The following is a 15,616-nucleotide window of genomic DNA, read 5'->3' as shown; positions in this document are numbered from 1 at the left end:
ACGGCCGGTCCCCCTTGGGCGGACACCTGGGCAAACGCCCGGTGAACCCTTCCGGTACCGGCACCGGGCCACGCCCCCGTGGCCCGGCCTTGTCCGTGCGCGCAGGTAGATTCGTTCAGGGCCGGGATGCCGCCCGAGTGCGGCAGCGACCGGCCGTTCCCGACGATTGCAGGAGTGATTCGCGTGGATCGTGTCGCGCTGCGGGGCCTGAAGGCCCGTGGGCACCACGGGGTGTTCCCCAGGGAACGCGAGGAGGGCCAGACCTTCATCGTGGACCTCGTCCTGGGTCTGGACACCCGCCCGGCCGCGGCCGACGACGACCTCACCAAGACCGTGCACTACGGCATCGTGGCCGAGGAGGCCGTCGCCGTGGTCGAGGGCGAGCCGGTCAACCTGATCGAGACCCTCGCCGAGCGGATCGCGCAGACCTGTCTGAAGCACGAGGGGGTCCAGGAGGTCGAGGTCTGCGTCCACAAGCCGGACGCCCCGATCACCGTCCCCTTCGACGACGTGACCGTCACCATCCTCCGGAGCCGAGCATGACCCGCCCCTTCCGCAAGGGTCACAGCGACCCGACCGTCCAGCCGGTGCCCGCGTCCGTCGTCCAGCAGGTCGACGACGCCGACTCCACCCTGCACAACCCCCAGCGGGCCGTCCTCTCCCTCGGCTCCAACCTCGGCAACCGCCTGGAGACCCTCCAGGGCGCCGTGGACGCCCTGGAGGACACCCCTGGCGTCCGCGTCAAGGCCGTATCCCCGGTGTACGAGACCGAGCCGTGGGGCGTCGAGCCCGGCAGCCAGCCCTCGTACCTGAACGCGGTCGTGGTCCTGAAGACCACCCTGCCGCCGTCCTCGCTGCTGGAGCGGGCGCAGGCGGTCGAGGAGGCGTTCCACCGGGTCCGCGACGAGCAGTGGGGCCCGCGCACCCTGGACGTCGACATCGTGTCCTACGCCGACGTCACCTCCGCCGACCCCCGGCTCACCCTCCCCCACCCGCGCGCCCACGAGCGGGCCTTCGTCCTCGCCCCCTGGCACGACGTGGACCCCGCCGCCGAGCTGCCCGGCCAGGGCTCGGTCGCCGGTCTGCTGTCCGCCGTCACCCGCGAGGGAGTCGCGCCCCGCGCGGATCTGGAACTCCGACTGCCCGAGTAGTCGTTAAGGTCGACAACGACCACGGGCCCGGCACGGTCCGGGGGGACCTGAAGGGACACCGTGAAACAGCTTCGCATCAGGGTGCTGGCAGGCGTGTTCGTCGTCGCCGGAGTCCTGTCCTGGGCCGGCGCGCGCCTCTGGAACTCGCTCGGCACCCTGCCCGGCGTACCGGTGGCCGCGCCCATCGTGCTCGCGCTGATCGCCGTGATCCTGTTCGCCACGGCGCTCTCCCTGCGCGCCCGCCTCAAGGCCCAGCGCGAGCGCCGTCCCGACGCCAAGGGCGTCGACCCCATGATGGCCGCCCGCGCGGTCGTCTTCGCCCACGCCAGCGCGCTGGTCGCCGCCCTGGTCAGCGGCGTCTACGGGGGCACCGGCGTCCTCCTGCTGGAACTCCTCGACATCCCCGCCCGCCGCGACCAGGCCATCTACGCCGGCTTCTCCGTCCTCGCCGGCTTCGCGGTCATAGCGGCCGCCCTCCTCCTCGAACGCGTCTGCCGCCTCCCCGAGGACGACGACACCCCACCCACCGGCACAGAACCGGCGGCCTGAGGGGCCGCCGGTCCGCCGGATCGGGTGGGGTGAACAGGCGCGCGGTTCAGCGCGCCAGTATCAGGCTCATCGCCTCGGCGCGGGTGGTGGAGTCCCGGAGCTGGCCGCGCACCGCCGAGGTGGTGGTCTTCGCGCCGGGCTTGCGAATGCCGCGTACCGACATGCACATGTGCTCGGCCTCGATGACGACGATCGCGCCACGGGCTTCGAGAATGCCCATCAGGGAGTCCGCGATCTGGGTGGTGAGCCGCTCCTGCACCTGCGGCCTCCTGGCGAACACCTCGACCAGGCGCGCCAGCTTGGACAAACCGGTGATCTTGCCCGACTCGGCCGGAATGTAGCCGACGTGGGCCACCCCGTGGAAGGGCAGCAGATGGTGCTCGCAGAGGGAGACGATCTCGATGTCCTTCACCAGGACCATCTCGTCGTGCCCCAGGTCGAACGTGGTCGTCAGCACCTCCTCGGGCTTCTGCCGAAGCCCCGCCAGCAGCTCCCGGTACGCCCGTGCCACCCGTGCCGGGGTTTCCCGGAGCCCCTCGCGGTCGGGGTCCTCGCCGACGGCAATCAGGAGCTCGCGGACGGCGTTCTCGGCGCGTTTCTCGTCGAACTCACCGATGGTGCCGTCTCCGGCCAGCGTCACGGCGTCGGTCATGTGGTGCCTCGTTCCTGTGCGTCCAGCGCGCGGGCATGGTGAAATGCCGCGCCCCCCAGGCTAGAACCCGGGGGGCGCGGCATACATTCCGGCCAGTGGCCGGAGGGAGCGTCAGCTCTCGGGGCGGTCCTCGGGGGACGGCTCCGGGACCGGACCGTGCTCGGTCGTCGTGGACTTGACCGTGCTGATCGCGGGCGTCGAGCCGTTCGCACCGTTGGTCAGTGCCAGCTCCCGGGGGGAGAGCACCGGCGGGCGGGTGGACGGCGTACGCCGCGAGGAGCCGGTCCAGGCCGGACGCGGCGGGCGCTTGTGGATCGACGCGAAGATCTCGGCGATCTCCTCCTTGCCCAGGGTCTCCTTCTCCAGGAGCGCCAGGACCAGGTTGTCGAGCACGTCCCGGTTCTCGACCAGGATCTCCCACGCCTCGTTGTGCGCGGTCTCGATGAGCTTCTTGACCTCTTCGTCGACCAGCCCGGCGACCTCTTCCGAGTAGTCGCGCTGGTGCGACATCTCACGGCCGAGGAAGGGCTCGGAGTTGTCGCCGCCGAACTTGATGGCGCCGAGCCGCTCGGTCATGCCGTACTGGGTGACCATCGCGCGGGCCACGTTGGTGGCCTTCTCGATGTCGTTCGCGGCGCCGGTGGTCGGGTCGTGGAAGACCAGTTCCTCCGCCGCCCGTCCGCCCAGCATGTAGGCGAGCTGGTCGAGCATCTCGTTGCGCGTGGTCGAGTACTTGTCCTCGTCCGGGAGCACCATCGTGTAGCCCAGGGCACGGCCGCGGGACAGGATGGTGATCTTGTGGACGGGGTCGGAGTTCGGCGAGGCCGCCGCGACCAGGGCGTGTCCGCCCTCGTGGTACGCGGTGATCTTCTTCTCCTTGTCCGACATGATCCGGGTCCGCTTCTGCGGGCCCGCGACCACACGGTCGATCGCCTCGTCCAGCGCCTTGTTGTCGATCAGCTTCTGGTCGCTGCGCGCGGTGAGCAGCGCGGCCTCGTTGAGCACGTTGGCCAGGTCGGCGCCGGTCATGCCGGGGGTCCGGCGGGCGACGGCGGCCAGGTCGACGTCGGGCGCGACCGGCTTGCCCTTCTGGTGGACCTTGAGGATCTCCAGGCGGCCCTGGAGGTCCGGCGGGTCCACCGCGATCTGCCGGTCGAAACGACCGGGACGCAGCAGGGCCGGGTCCAGGATGTCGGGCCGGTTCGTGGCGGCGATCAGGATGACGCCGCCCTTCACGTCGAAGCCGTCCATCTCGACCAGGAGCTGGTTCAGGGTCTGCTCGCGCTCGTCGTGACCGCCGCCGAGCCCGGCACCACGGTGCCGGCCGACCGCGTCGATCTCGTCGACGAAGACGATCGCCGGGGCGTTCGCCTTGGCCTGCTCGAACAGGTCGCGCACACGGGAGGCACCGACACCGACGAACATCTCGACGAAGTCGGAACCGGAGATCGAGTAGAACGGCACCCCGGCCTCGCCCGCGACGGCGCGCGCCAGCAGGGTCTTGCCGGTACCCGGGCGGCCGTACAGCAGCACGCCCTTGGGGATCTTGGCGCCGACGGCCTGGAACTTGGCCGGCTCCTGGAGGAACTCCTTGATCTCGTGGAGCTCCTCGACGGCCTCGTCACAGCCGGCGACGTCGGAGAAGGTGGTCTTCGGCGTGTCCTTGGTGATGAGCTTCGCCTTGGACTTGCCGAAGTTCATGACCCGCGAACCGCCGCCCTGCATCTGGTTCATCAGGAACAGGAACACGACCACGATCAGGACGAAGGGCAGCAGGGTGAGCAGCACGCCGACGAACGGGCTCTGCTTCGAGGGAGAGACGGTGTATCCCTCGGTGATCTGCTTGTCCTGGTACTTGTTCTGCAGCGTCTGCGCCAGTGCCACGCCCTGGTCGCCGATGTAGCTCGCCTGGATCTTCGAGCTGTCCTTGACCTTGACGCCGTCCTTGAGCGTGACCTTGATGGTCTGCTCGTCACCGGTGGTCAGCTTGGCCGACTTGATCTTGTTGTCGTTGATCGCCGCAACGACCTGGCCGGTGTCCACCGTCTTGTAGCCGCCGGAATTGCCGACGACCTGCATCAACACGACCACGGCAAGGACGGCCAGCACGATCCACATGACCGGCCCACGGAAGTATCGCTTCACGTCCATCCACACGGAGCGGTGACGCCCCGTCCCTCCTGCCATAGTGAGTTTGATAAGACAGTTCTTCTGACGGTACCCCAGCCTCGTCGTCCGCAGCCGCGCTCGGCGGCCCGGACGGACCAGGGCCCGTCTTCCAATGCTCCAACGTCACGGAGCCCGCCGGGGTTCCCGATCTTCCCCGGCGGTGTGCGCCACTGGGGTCAGCCGCCGTAGACGTGGGGCGCGAGCGTACCGACGAACGGGAGGTTCCGGTACTTCTCGGCGTAGTCCAGGCCGTAGCCGACCACGAACTCGTTCGGGATGTCGAAGCCGACCCACTCCACGTCGATGGAGACCTTGGCGGCGTCCGGCTTGCGCAGCAGCGTGCACACCTTCAGGGAGGCGGGCTCGCGCGAGCCGAGGTTGTTGATCAGCCAGGACAGGGTCAGCCCGGAGTCGATGATGTCCTCGACGATCAGGACGTGCCGGCCCTTGATGTCGGTGTCGAGGTCCTTGAGGATGCGGACGACACCGGAGGACTGGGTGCCCGCGCCATAGGAGGACACGGCCATCCAGTCCATGGTGACGGGGGTGGACAGCGCACGCGCCAGGTCCGCCATGACCATGACGGCGCCCTTGAGGACACCGACGATCAGCAGGTCCTTGCCCGCGTACTCCGCGTCGATCTTCGCGGCCAGGTCGGCCAGCTTCGCGTCGATCTGTTCCTTGGTGATGAGCACCCGCTGGAGGTCGGCACCCATGTCTTTCGCGTCCACCCGCATCACTTTCGGTCGTCCCGCATTTACGGCCGCGCCGGCGGCCACCGGCAGGCCCGGCCCGTCGGAGTCGGGCTCCGGGGGTCGGGATTTCAGCCTTGCCGAATCACCAGTCTGCCACCCTGCCGCTGGGCGACGACCTTGCCCGGCAGATTGATGGCTCCCTGGCCGCGCCAGCCGGTGATCAGGCGGTCCATCTCCTCGATGTGCCGGGCGAAGAGCGAACCGGCCGGAGCGCCCGCATCGATGGCGGCCCGGCGCAGTACCCGGCGGCGCACGGCGGGCGGCAGTGCGTAGAGCTTGGCGCACTCCAGCACGCCCTCGGCGTCCCGTACGGAGGACTCGGCCTGGCCGGCCCAGGCGTCCAGGGCGTCGGCGTCGTCGCGGGAGAGCTGGGCGGTGCGGGCGAGCGCCTCCACGACGCCCTTGCCGAGCGCCTTCTCCAGCGCGGGCAGGCCCTCGTGGCGCAGCCGGGAGCGGGTGTAGGCCGGGTCGGTGTTGTGCGGGTCGTCCCAGACGGGCAGCGACTGGACCAGGCACGCCTTGCGGGCGGTCTGCCGGTCGAGCTGGAGGAACGGGCGCCGGTAACGGCCGTCGGCCCCCGAGACCGCGGCCATGCCGGACAGGGAGCGGATGCCGGAGCCGCGGGCGAGGCCGAGCAGGACGGTCTCGGCCTGGTCGTCCCTGGTGTGGCCGAGCAGGACGGCGGCGGCGCCGTGGCGTTCGGCGGTGGCGTCCAGGGCGGCGTACCGGGCGTCCCGCGCGGCCGCCTCGGGGCCGCCGTCGCGGCCCACGGTGACGGTGACGGACTCGACGGGCTCCAGGCCGAGTTCGCGCAGCCTGAGGGCGACCTCCTCGGCGCGCAGGGCGGAGCCGGGCTGGAGGCCGTGGTCGACGGTGACGCCGCCTGCGCGCAGGCCGAGGCGGGGGGCCTCGAAGGCGAGGGCGGAGGCGAGCGCCATGGAGTCGGCGCCGCCGGAGCAGGCGACGAGGACGAGCGGCGCGGTGGCGGGGGCGGGGCCCCGGTGGCGCTGCGCGGTACTCGGCCCGCCGGTTCGGTGGGCGACCGCGACGGCACCTTGGCCGCTGCCGCCGTGGGCGGTGCTGCCGTGCTCGGCGGCCTGGCCGGTGGCGATGTCGTGGAGGACGCGGCGGACCGCCAGGCGTATCGCCGCGACCGCGGGATGGGGACCCATGTCCGGTTCCCTTCATGAAGTTTCGGGGGACGAGCCCGAAGTCCGGTCACTCAGAGTGCGTCGATGGTGACAGAAGCGGGCCCTTCCCCGAGCATTGCACGCCTACGCATGGCTGACGGTCCCTCGGACGGGTGATTGGAGGGGCGTTTCCCTGCCGTCCGCCCGCTCTCAGGGTTCAGTCGTGCGGTGCACACGCGCGACCCAGCCGGCCGGGTCGGAGATCTCGGCCTTGGTGGGCAGCGTGTTGGGCGAGGTCCACACCCGGTTGAAGCCGTCCATGCCGACCTCGTCCACGACCGCGCGGACGAAGCGCTCGCCGTCGCGGTACTGGCGCAGCTTGGCGTCGAGCCCGAGGAGCTTGCGCAGCGCGAGGTCGAGGCGGGAGGCGCCCTTGGCCCGGCGCTGCTGGAACTTCTCGCGGATCTCGGCGACGCTCGGCACGACGTCGGGGCCGACGCCGTCCATGACGAAGTCGGCGTGCCCCTCCAGCAGGGACATGACGGCGGTGAGGCGGCCGAGGATCTCCCGCTGGGCCGGGCTCTGGACCAGTTCCACCAGCGAGCGTCCGCTGTCCTCCTGCTCGCCCTCGGGGCGGCCCCCGGCGAGCGACTGGGCGGCGTCCCGGACGCGTTCGAGGAACGTCATCGGGTCGACGTCGGTCTCCGCGAGGAACGCCTGGATCTCGCCCTCCAGGTGGTCGCGGAGCCAGGGCACGGCGGTGAACTGGGTGCGGTGGGTCTCCTCGTGCAGGCACACCCAGAGCCGGAAGTCGTGGGGGTCCACGTCGAGTTCACGCTCCACGTGGACGATGTTCGGCGCGACGAGCAGCAGCCGGCCGCCTCCGCCGGGCGCGGTACCGGCGGGCAGGTCGGGGGCGGCGGGGGCGAAGGTCTCGTACTGGCCGAGGACACGGGAGGACAGGAACGACAGCAGCATGCCGAGTTCCACGCCGGTCACCTTGCCGCCGACGGCACCGAGGACGGCGTTGCCCGCGCCGGAGCCGCGCCGCTCGTGCATCTTCTCGAGCAGCGGCCTCAGCAGCTCCCGGAACCCGGCGACGTTGGCCCGTACCCAGCCGGGCCGGTCGACGACCAGTACGGGGGTGTCGTGGACGTCCTCGGTCCCCATGCGGGTGAAGGCGCGGACGTGTTCCTCGGAGACCTTGGCGTGCCGACGCAGTTCGGCCACCACCGCCCTGGCCTCGTCCCTGGTGATCTCCGGCCCCGGCCGCACGAGCCGCGTCGCGGTCGCCACCGCGAGGTTCCAGTCGACCATCCCCTGAGAAGCGGTGCCACCGAAGCTCGTCATGCGTCAACCGTACGTGAGCCCCCGCCCTCGGGGCAGTCCGCGAACCGGGCCGGGCCGGGGCCCCGTCCGGCCCGGTCGGCTGCCCGGACCCCCGCCCGGCCGGACCCCCGGCGGACCGCCGGAGGCTAGCCGCAGCCGCAGTTGGCCAGGCTGGTCGCCGTGTGGTCCAGGGCGGACTGGGCGGACTGGGGGTCGGTGGTGCCCGAGGTGAGGAAGGCGAAGGTGAGGAGGCGGCCGTCCTTGGTGACGACCGTGCCGGCGAGGGAGTTGACGCCGGTCAGGGTGCCGGTCTTGGCGCGGATGAGGCCGGCCGCGCCGCCGCCGGCGTAGCGCTCGGCGAGGGTGCCGGTGAACCCGCCGACGGGCAGGCCGGTGAGGACGGGTCGCAGGCCGGGCCGGGCGGGGTCGGCGGCGGCGGCGAGCAGCGAGGTCAGGAGGTCGGCGGTGAGCCGGTCGTCCCGGTCGAGCCCGCTGCCGTCGTGGAAGGAGGCGCCGCGCATCGGCAGCCCGAGCTTGGTCAGCCGGGCGGCGACGGCCTTGGCGCCGCCCGCGAAGCTGCCGGGCTGCCCGGAGGCGAGGGCGGTCTGCCGGGCCAGCGCCTCGGCGATGTCGTTGTCGCTGTTGGTCAGCATCCGCTCGACCACGTCGGACAGCGGGGGCGAGGAGACGGAAGCGAGGGTCGTCGCGCGTGAGGTGGCCTTGGAGGGGCCGGGCGGGGTCGCCTTGATGCCCGCCCCCTTCAGCAACCCCGCGAAGGTGCGGGCGGCCTCGGCGGCCGGGTCGGCCACGCGGGTCACCGGCCCGCTGGTGGAGTTGTCCGTGCGGCCCTCGTCCGCGATGAGGGCGGTGACCTCGGCGAGGTTGTCGTTGACGCCGATGGGGTGCTGCGAGGGACCGGAGTAGAGCGTCGTGTCGTAGGACAGCGTGACTTTCTCGACGCCCCGCTTCTTCAGCGCGGCGGCGGTGCCGGCGGCGAGGGTGCGCAGGCTCGCCCAGCCGCCGCTCGCCTTGTGCGCCGTGAGGGTGGGGTCGCCGCCGCCGACCAGGACCAGTTCGCGGGTGTCGGGGTCGAGCGCGGTCCGGGTGGTCAGCCGGTGGTCGGGGCCGAGCGCGGACAGCGCCGCCACCGCGGTGGCGATCTTGGTGGTGGAGGCGGGGGTGAACGCCTGGTCGGAGTGGGTCCCGTAGAGGCGGCTCCCGGTGGTCACGTCCACGACGGCCGCGGCCTGGCCCTGGCCGAGGGCGGGGTCGGTCAGCAAGGGGGCCAGGACGCCCGCGATGCCCCTCGGGGGCAGCTTGCCGGACTTCGCGGGCTCCGCGGCGCCGCCGAGCGCGCGCAGCACGGGCGGGGCGCTCGGTACGGACGCGGTGCCGCCTCCCCCGGTGCCGCCGCCGTCGTGATCTGCGCCACGTGCGAGCGTGAGTGCGACCGCGCGGTCCCGCTCGGCCGTACGCTGACCCGCGCCGTCGAAGGGGCCGGCCACGGCCACTGCGCCGGCGGCCAGGGCCAGTCCGGCGGTGGCCGCCGAGGCGGTGAAGTACCAGGTCCGGGAGGGCCTGGGACCGGACCGGCCGGGTCCGGGACGCAGGGTGGACGTCAACCGGGCGAGACGTGGTTTCACGACGGACGCGGTGTGCGCCAGACTCGGTCGTAGGGCGTCCGCGAGCCGCTTCACACGCGGTCTCACGGACCGCAAAGGTCCCAGCTCCGGCACGACCACCAGCCCCTTTCGCGATCACACTCCTGCGTGAGGGACACTTAATCACCAGAACTATGCGCTGATCATGGAGGAGCCACCGGTGGAGTTCGACGTCACGATCGAGATCCCGAAGGGTTCGCGGAACAAGTACGAGGTGGACCACGAGACCGGTCGGATCCGCCTGGACCGTCGCCTCTTCACCTCGACCGCCTACCCGACCGACTACGGATTCGTCGAGAACACGCTCGGCGAGGACGGCGACCCGCTGGACGCGCTCGTCATCCTCGACGAGCCCACGTTCCCGGGCTGCCTGATCCGCTGCCGCGCGATCGGCATGTTCCGCATGACCGACGAGGCCGGCGGCGACGACAAGCTGCTGTGCGTCCCGTCGACGGACCCGCGCGTGGAGCACCTGCGCGACATCCACCACGTGTCGGAGTTCGACCGCCTGGAGATCCAGCACTTCTTCGAGGTCTACAAGGACCTGGAGCCGGGCAAGTCGGTCGAGGGCGCCAACTGGGTGGGCCGTCAGGAGGCCGAGGCGGAGATCGAGCGCTCGTACAAGCGCCTGGAGGAGCAGGGCGGTCACTGACCTGCCGTTCCGCGATGAGCGGGTCGCGCCGCCCCGGTGGGGGCGGTGCGGCCCGTTCGCGCGTTCACGCGCATACTGAGGCGTAATCGGAAGGTGTCGTTCAGGGAGCGGTGCGAGGTGTCGGAGGCGGAGGACCGCAAGCCCCGGTCGGACGAGGCGCGGGCCACGTTCGACCCGGAGATCACGTCCGAGTTCGCCATTCCGGAGGGACTCGCGGTCGCCAGGGGAGGCGGCGAATCGGAGACGACGTCCGAGTTCGCCGTGCCCAAGGGGCTGGAGTCGGCGCAGCCGGAGAGCGAGCCGGAGGGCTCGGCGTTCAACACGCCGCGCACGTACAGCGTCAAGGACGCCCCGGCCGCGTTCACCCCCGCGACAGGTGTTCCGATGATCACGCTGGTCACGGACGCGCCCTGGCAGGACCGGATGCGCACGATGCTGCGCATGCCGGTGGCCGAGCGGCCGGCGCTGGAGCCGGTGGCGCGCTCCGAGGACGAGGGCCCCGCGGTACCGCGCGTGCTCGACCTGACCCTGCGTATCGGCGAGCTGCTGCTCGCGGGCGGTGAGGGCGCCGAGGACGTGGAGGCCGCGATGTTCGCGGTGTGCCGGTCCTACGGGCTGGACCGCTGCGAGCCGACGGTGACCTTCACGCTGCTGTCGATCACCTACCAGCCCTCCCTGGTGGAGGACCCGGTGACGGCGTCCCGGACGGTCCGCAGGCGCGGCACCGACTACACCCGGCTGGCGGCCGTCTTCCGGCTGGTGGACGACATCACGGACCCCGAGACGCACCTCTCCCTCGAGGAGGCGTACCGCCGACTGGCGGAGATGCGGCGCAACCGGCACCCCTACCCCGGCTGGGCGCTGACCCTGGCCAGCGGCGGGCTGGCGGGCGCGGCCTCGGTGCTGGTCGGCGGTGACGCGATCGTGTTCGTCGCGGCCGCGCTGGGCGCGATGCTCGGCGACCGGCTGGCCTGGCTGCTGGCCGGGCGCGGGCTGCCGGAGTTCTACCAGTTCACGGTGGCCGCGATGCCGCCCGCCGCGATCGGGGTGGCGTTCGCGCTGGCAAACGTGGACGTGAAGGCGTCCGCGGTGGTCACCGGTGGACTCTTCGCGCTGCTGCCCGGGCGGGCGCTGGTGGCGGGCGTGCAGGACGGGCTGACGGGCTTCTACATCACCGCGTCGGCGCGGCTGCTGGAGGTCATGTACTTCTTCGTCGCCATCGTGATCGGCGTGCTGACGGTGCTGTACTTCGGCGTGCAGGTGGGCGGCGAGCTGAACCCGGACGCGGCGCTGAACATCCAGTCCCGGCCGGTGCTGCAGATCCTGGCGTCCATGGTGCTGTCGCTGACCTTCGCGGTGCTGCTCCAGCAGGAGCGCTCGACCGTGCTGTGGGTGACGCTCAACGGCGGTGTCGCCTGGTCGGTGTACGGCGCGCTGCGCTACACCGCGGACATCTCGCCGGTGGCCTCCACGGCGGTGGCGGCCGGTCTGGTGGGCCTCTTCGGGCAGTTGCTGGCGCGCTATCAGTTCGCGTCCGCGCTGCCGTACACCACGGCCGCGATCGGGCCGCTGCTGCCCGGTTCGGCCACGTACTTCGGTCTGCTGTCCATCGCGCAGAGCCAGGTGGACAAGGGGCTGGTGTCGCTGGCCCAGGCCGTGTCGCTGGCCATGGCCATCGCCATCGGGGTGAACCTGGGTTCGGAGATCTCCCGGCTCACCCTGCGGATCGGCTCCGCGGGCAAGCGCCGGGCGGCCAAGCGGACCAGGGGCTTCTAGGGGCCTCGCCCCTACTGGGGGCGGTGTCCGCCCTGGTCGTACCCGTAGGGATAGGGCTGCTGCGGGTGCTGGGGCTGCTGGGGGCGTCCGTAGCCGTCGTACTGCGGCTGCTGCTGGGGCTGCTGTCCGTAGTACGGGTCCTGCTGCCGGCCGTAGCCGCCCTGTCCCTCACCCTGACCCTGACCGGGGTAACCCTGGCCGCCCTGGGGCTGCTGGTGGCCGTAGCCCTGCTGCCAGTGCTGCGGGGCCGCCTGCTGCTCGTACGGGCGCCCGTAGGGGTCCTCGTAGGGCTGGTCGGGCTCGATGCGGCGGAGCTGGGTCGTGGAGTCGTCCATGACCGGGGCCTGCGGCTGCTGCTCGTACGCGGGCTGCTCGGGGGCCTGCTGCTCCGCGCGCTTGTTCTTGCCGCGGGCGCGCAGGAACTCGATGGCGATCGGGACCACCGAGATGAGCACGATGAGGATGAGCATCGCCTCGATGTTGTCCTTGACGATGCCGATGTTGCCGAGCCAGGAGCCGAGGAGCGTCACCCCGGCACCCCACAGCACACCGCCGATGACGTTGAAGGTCAGGAACGAGCGGTACCGCATCCCGCTGACGCCGGCGATGATCGGCGTGAAGGTGCGCACGATCGGCACGAAGCGGGCCAGGACCAGCGACTTGGGGCCGTACTTCTCGAAGAACTCGTGCGCCTTGGTGACGTTCTCCTGCTTGAACAGGCGCGAGTCGGGCCGGTTGAACAGCGACGGGCCGACCTTCTTGCCGAACATGTAGCCCGCCTGGTCTCCCAGGATCGCGGCGGCGCAGATCAGCGCGATCGCTCCCCACAGCGGGAAGTCCAGCTGGCCTGAGGTGATCAGCAGGCCGGCGGTGAACAGCAGCGAGTCGCCCGGCAGGAAGAAGCCGATGAGCAGGCCGGACTCGGCGAAGACGATGAGCAGCAGACCCCAGATGCTGTAGGTGTTCAGCAGGTAGTTGGGGTCGAGCCAGCTCGGGCCGAGGGCGAGTGTCATCACGGGTCCGGGCTCCTGAGGGGGGAAGAGGGCGGCTGCGGCGGCTGCGATGTCCATGTGTGGCCGCCCAAAGCTATCAACGCTTCGTGACGGGCCCGGGTTCCACCGGGCGTCCCAGAATGCACTGTGCGGCGACCGGGGCAAAGCTGTGCGTCATGGGACTCGAAGACTACGGCGGTGGCCAGGGGCCCGAGCCGGACGTACTGGTGGTGACGGCGAACGACGTGCCCGGCCGGCGGGTGGAGCGGGTGCTGGGCGAGGTCTTCGGCCTCACCGTGCGCTCGCGGCATCTGGGCAGCCAGCTCGGCGCCGGGCTGAAGTCGATGATCGGCGGCGAGCTGAAGGGGCTGACCAAGACCCTGGTGCAGACCCGCAACCAGGCGATGGAGCGCCTGGTGGAGCAGGCACGCGCGCGGGGCGCCAACGCCGTGGTCGCCTTCCGCTTCGACGTCACCGAGGCCGCCGACCTGGGCACCGAGGTCTGCGCCTACGGCACGGCGGTGGTCCTGGCCCGCGAGTGAGCCAGGACCGGCCTGCCTACCCCTCGTGCCGGTCGGCGTTGGCGGCGATGGCCGCGTTCAGGTGGGCGGCGACACCGGGGCCGAGGGCCTCGTAGTACGCGGTGAAGCGGGCGTCGGCGACGTACATCTCCCCCAGACAGCGGTGCGTCGGGTAGGCGCATTCGTAGAACCAGCGGCCGATGTGGCGGCGGTGCTCCTCGGCGAGGTCCATCGCCGCCGGGTCGGCGGGCGGGACCCCGTCGGCCACCAGGGTGGCGTAACGGGCGTTCCAGTCGTCGGACTCGGCGCGCATCCGCTGCCAGTCGGCCTTGGTGTAGCGGGCGGTGCGGCGGTGGGACTCGGCGTACGCCTCGGTGTCCCCCCACCGGCGCTCGGTCTCCTCGGCGTAACTCTCGGGGTCGTGGTCCCCGAAGACCTCGAAGCGTTCCTCGGGAGTGAGGTCGATGCCCATCGTGCGTGCCTCCATGGCGTGTTCCACGGCCGCCGCCATCCTGCTCAGCCGCTCGATCCGGGCGGTCAGCAGCTCGTGCTGCCGGCGCAGATGGGCGCGGGGGTCCGCGCCGGGATCGTCGAGCAGGGCGGCGACCTCGTCGAGCGGGAAGCCGAGCTCGCGGTAGAACAGGATCTGCTGGAGCCGGTCGAGGTCGGCGTCGGCGTAGCGCCGGTGTCCGGCACGCGTGCGCCCGCTGGGCACGAGCAGCCCGATCTCGTCGTAGTGGTGCAGGGTGCGCACCGTGATCCCGGCGAACCCCGCGACCTGTCCCACGGAGAAGCTCAACGTTCCTCGCTCCCTGTCGTCGGCTCTTGCCGTCGGCGGCGCCAGGTGCGCCGCCCCGTACACGCTCGGTCCTCACGCCGGGTGAGGTGCAAGGGGGAATTCGGTTCGGGATGTTGTGCCGCTTAGGTCCACTTATGGTGAGCCCGTGGCCCAGGACACCGCGCGGCAGCCGCCCCCGACCGCTCCCACGGCCCCGGCGCGCGCGCTGCTGCCGCTGATCCTGCCCTCCGTGACGGTGGGGATCATGACCAGCCTCGTCTTCGTGGGGGTGAGCACGGCGGCCGAGAAGCTCCAGCACGTGCTGTGGGGGCCGCTGCCGGACGCCCTGGGTGTGGGCCGGTACTCGGTGCTCTGGATGTTCGTGATGCTGTTCGCCACCGGTGTCGCGGTCGGCCTGGTGGTGTGGAAGGTCCCCGGTCACGCCGGGCCCGACCCGGCCACCCTCGGCCTGGACGCTCCAGTGCTGCCGCCGCGGGTGCTGCCGGGGCTGGTGCTCGCGGTCGGGCTGATGCTGGCGGGCGGGCCGAGCCTCGGCCCGGAGAACCCGATCATCGCGGTCAACGTCGGGCTCGCCATGTGGTTCGGGCAGAGGCTGGTGCCCCGTACGCCGGACTCGGTGTGGCCGGTGCTGGCGGAGGCGGGCACCATCGGGGCGCTGTTCGGCACGCCGGTCGCGGCCGCGCTGGTGATTTCCGAGGCACTGGCTGGGCGCCCGCTGCACGGGCGGCTCTGGGACAACCTGTTCGCCCCGCTGACCGCCGCCGCCTGCGGCGCCATCACCACCACCCTGGTCGCCCGCCCCACCTTCGACCTGGGCCTGCCGCCCTTCGGCCACCCCCGCTGGGACGACGTGGTGGCCGCCCTGGTGATCGCCTCGGCGGCCGCGCTGCTCGGCATGTGCGCGGTCTATGTCTTCCCCTACGTGCACGCCGTCTTCCGCCGGCTGCGGCACCCGATGCTGATGCTCCCGGCGGGCGGGCTCGTACTGGGCGGGCTGGCGGCCGCGGGCGGGCATCTGACGCTGTTCAAGGGGCTCACCGAGGTCGGGGAGCTGGCGCGGGACCCCGGCGGCTGGTCGGCGGGCCAGTTCGCCGTGATGGCGGTGGTGAAGCTGGCCGCGCTGGTGGTGGCGGCCTCCTGCGGGTTCCGGGGCGGGCGGATCTTCCCGGCCGTGTTCATCGGGGCCGCGCTGGGCCTGTGCGCGCACGCGCTGGTCCCCGCCGTGGAGCCCGCGGTCGCGGTGGCCACGGGCGTGCTGGGCATCCTGCTGGCGATCACCCGGCAGGGCTGGGTGAGCCTCTTCACGGCCGCCGCGCTGGTCTCCTCCCCCGCCGTGCTCGCCCTGCTGTGCATCGCCTCGCTGCCCGCCTGGCTGCTGGTGACCGGGCGCCCGCAGATGCAGTTGCGCGCGGACGGGACCCCGATCCGCTGAACCTTCCCCGATTCCCCCCGTTGGAGGAGGCATGGCCCATGGCGCTGC

The 15,616-nt window shown here is 71.8% G+C and carries 15 protein-coding genes; 7 read left to right on the top strand and 8 right to left on the bottom strand.

The features are described 5' to 3' along the window. Positions 1 to 183: 183 nt before the first annotated feature. The 3 genes from folB to E5082_RS14400 are packed head-to-tail and all read left to right on the top strand — an operon-like array spanning position 184 to position 1,700. A complete protein-coding gene (folB, locus tag E5082_RS14410; RefSeq protein ID WP_135791619.1) occupies positions 184 to 543 on the top strand; it encodes a dihydroneopterin aldolase in 360 nt (119 codons plus the stop codon). After that, the gene (folK, locus tag E5082_RS14405; RefSeq protein WP_135791618.1) at positions 540 to 1,151 is read left to right on the top strand and encodes a 2-amino-4-hydroxy-6-hydroxymethyldihydropteridine diphosphokinase; all 612 of its coding nucleotides are present in this window, start codon (positions 540 to 542) and stop codon (positions 1,149 to 1,151) included. Before folB ends, folK begins: the two co-directional genes overlap by 4 nt. Before the next feature lie 60 nt (positions 1,152 to 1,211). Further along, a complete protein-coding gene (locus E5082_RS14400) occupies positions 1,212 to 1,700 on the top strand; it encodes a DUF3180 domain-containing protein (RefSeq protein ID WP_135791617.1) in 489 nt (162 codons plus the stop codon). Between the two features lie 46 nt (positions 1,701 to 1,746). Here the strand turns inward: E5082_RS14400 and folE are convergent, their stop codons facing one another. The 6 genes from folE to dacB form a co-directional block, all read right to left on the bottom strand. Continuing rightward, positions 1,747 to 2,352 carry a GTP cyclohydrolase I FolE gene (gene folE / locus E5082_RS14395; protein WP_135791616.1) on the bottom strand — a complete coding sequence of 202 codons (606 nt, stop codon included), beginning with the start codon at positions 2,350 to 2,352 and terminating at the stop codon, positions 1,747 to 1,749. Positions 2,353 to 2,463: 111 nt separating this feature from the next. Beyond that, on the bottom strand, positions 2,464 to 4,503 hold the full coding sequence (ftsH, locus tag E5082_RS14390; RefSeq protein WP_135791701.1) for an ATP-dependent zinc metalloprotease FtsH: 2,040 nt from the start codon (positions 4,501 to 4,503) through the stop codon (positions 2,464 to 2,466). A 194-nt stretch (positions 4,504 to 4,697) separates the two neighbouring features. Next, entirely contained in the window at positions 4,698 to 5,258 is a 561-nt protein-coding gene (hpt, locus tag E5082_RS14385; RefSeq protein WP_135791615.1) for a hypoxanthine phosphoribosyltransferase, read from the bottom strand. An 86-nt stretch (positions 5,259 to 5,344) separates the two neighbouring features. After that, complete coding sequence (gene tilS / locus E5082_RS14380; protein WP_135791614.1) at positions 5,345 to 6,448, bottom strand: tRNA lysidine(34) synthetase TilS; 1,104 nt, start codon at positions 6,446 to 6,448, stop codon at positions 5,345 to 5,347. A 168-nt stretch (positions 6,449 to 6,616) separates the two neighbouring features. Next, positions 6,617 to 7,723 carry a zinc-dependent metalloprotease gene (locus E5082_RS14375; RefSeq protein ID WP_167514060.1) on the bottom strand — a complete coding sequence of 369 codons (1,107 nt, stop codon included), beginning with the start codon at positions 7,721 to 7,723 and terminating at the stop codon, positions 6,617 to 6,619. A 158-nt stretch (positions 7,724 to 7,881) separates the two neighbouring features. Next, positions 7,882 to 9,432 (bottom strand): D-alanyl-D-alanine carboxypeptidase/D-alanyl-D-alanine endopeptidase, encoded by a 1,551-nt coding sequence (gene dacB, locus E5082_RS14370; RefSeq protein ID WP_135791700.1) that lies wholly within the window; start codon positions 9,430 to 9,432, stop codon positions 7,882 to 7,884. Between the two features lie 124 nt (positions 9,433 to 9,556). On the opposite strand from dacB, the gene E5082_RS14365 reads away from it, so the two are divergent. Both E5082_RS14365 and E5082_RS14360 read left to right on the top strand, forming a co-directional pair. After that, positions 9,557 to 10,048 (top strand): inorganic diphosphatase, encoded by a 492-nt coding sequence (locus E5082_RS14365; protein WP_030811306.1) that lies wholly within the window; start codon positions 9,557 to 9,559, stop codon positions 10,046 to 10,048. A gap of 117 nt (positions 10,049 to 10,165) precedes the next feature. Continuing rightward, positions 10,166 to 11,824 carry a threonine/serine exporter family protein gene (locus E5082_RS14360; protein WP_135791612.1) on the top strand — a complete coding sequence of 553 codons (1,659 nt, stop codon included), beginning with the start codon at positions 10,166 to 10,168 and terminating at the stop codon, positions 11,822 to 11,824. 11 nt (positions 11,825 to 11,835) lie between these two features. Here E5082_RS14360 and E5082_RS14355 read toward each other — a convergent pair whose 3' ends face one another. Continuing rightward, complete coding sequence (locus E5082_RS14355) at positions 11,836 to 12,837, bottom strand: DedA family protein (RefSeq protein ID WP_373310043.1); 1,002 nt, start codon at positions 12,835 to 12,837, stop codon at positions 11,836 to 11,838. Between the two features lie 155 nt (positions 12,838 to 12,992). Between E5082_RS14355 and E5082_RS14350 the strand changes: the two genes are divergently transcribed. Beyond that, the gene (locus E5082_RS14350) at positions 12,993 to 13,358 is read left to right on the top strand and encodes a YbjQ family protein (RefSeq protein ID WP_135787447.1); all 366 of its coding nucleotides are present in this window, start codon (positions 12,993 to 12,995) and stop codon (positions 13,356 to 13,358) included. Between the two features lie 16 nt (positions 13,359 to 13,374). Here E5082_RS14350 and E5082_RS14345 read toward each other — a convergent pair whose 3' ends face one another. Then, positions 13,375 to 14,136 (bottom strand): MerR family transcriptional regulator, encoded by a 762-nt coding sequence (locus E5082_RS14345; RefSeq protein ID WP_135791610.1) that lies wholly within the window; start codon positions 14,134 to 14,136, stop codon positions 13,375 to 13,377. A gap of 145 nt (positions 14,137 to 14,281) precedes the next feature. Here E5082_RS14345 and E5082_RS14340 point away from each other — a divergent pair, with 145 nt between their 5' ends. Continuing rightward, the gene (locus tag E5082_RS14340; protein WP_135791609.1) at positions 14,282 to 15,568 is read left to right on the top strand and encodes an ion channel protein; all 1,287 of its coding nucleotides are present in this window, start codon (positions 14,282 to 14,284) and stop codon (positions 15,566 to 15,568) included. Positions 15,569 to 15,616: the final 48 nt, after the last annotated feature.

It is taken from the genome of Streptomyces griseoluteus (assembly GCF_004784465.1).
Taxonomy (GTDB): Bacteria; Actinomycetota; Actinomycetes; order Streptomycetales; family Streptomycetaceae; genus Streptomyces; species Streptomyces griseoluteus.
Note: the sequence above shows the minus strand (reverse complement) of the source record. Positions and strands in the feature narration are given on the sequence as shown.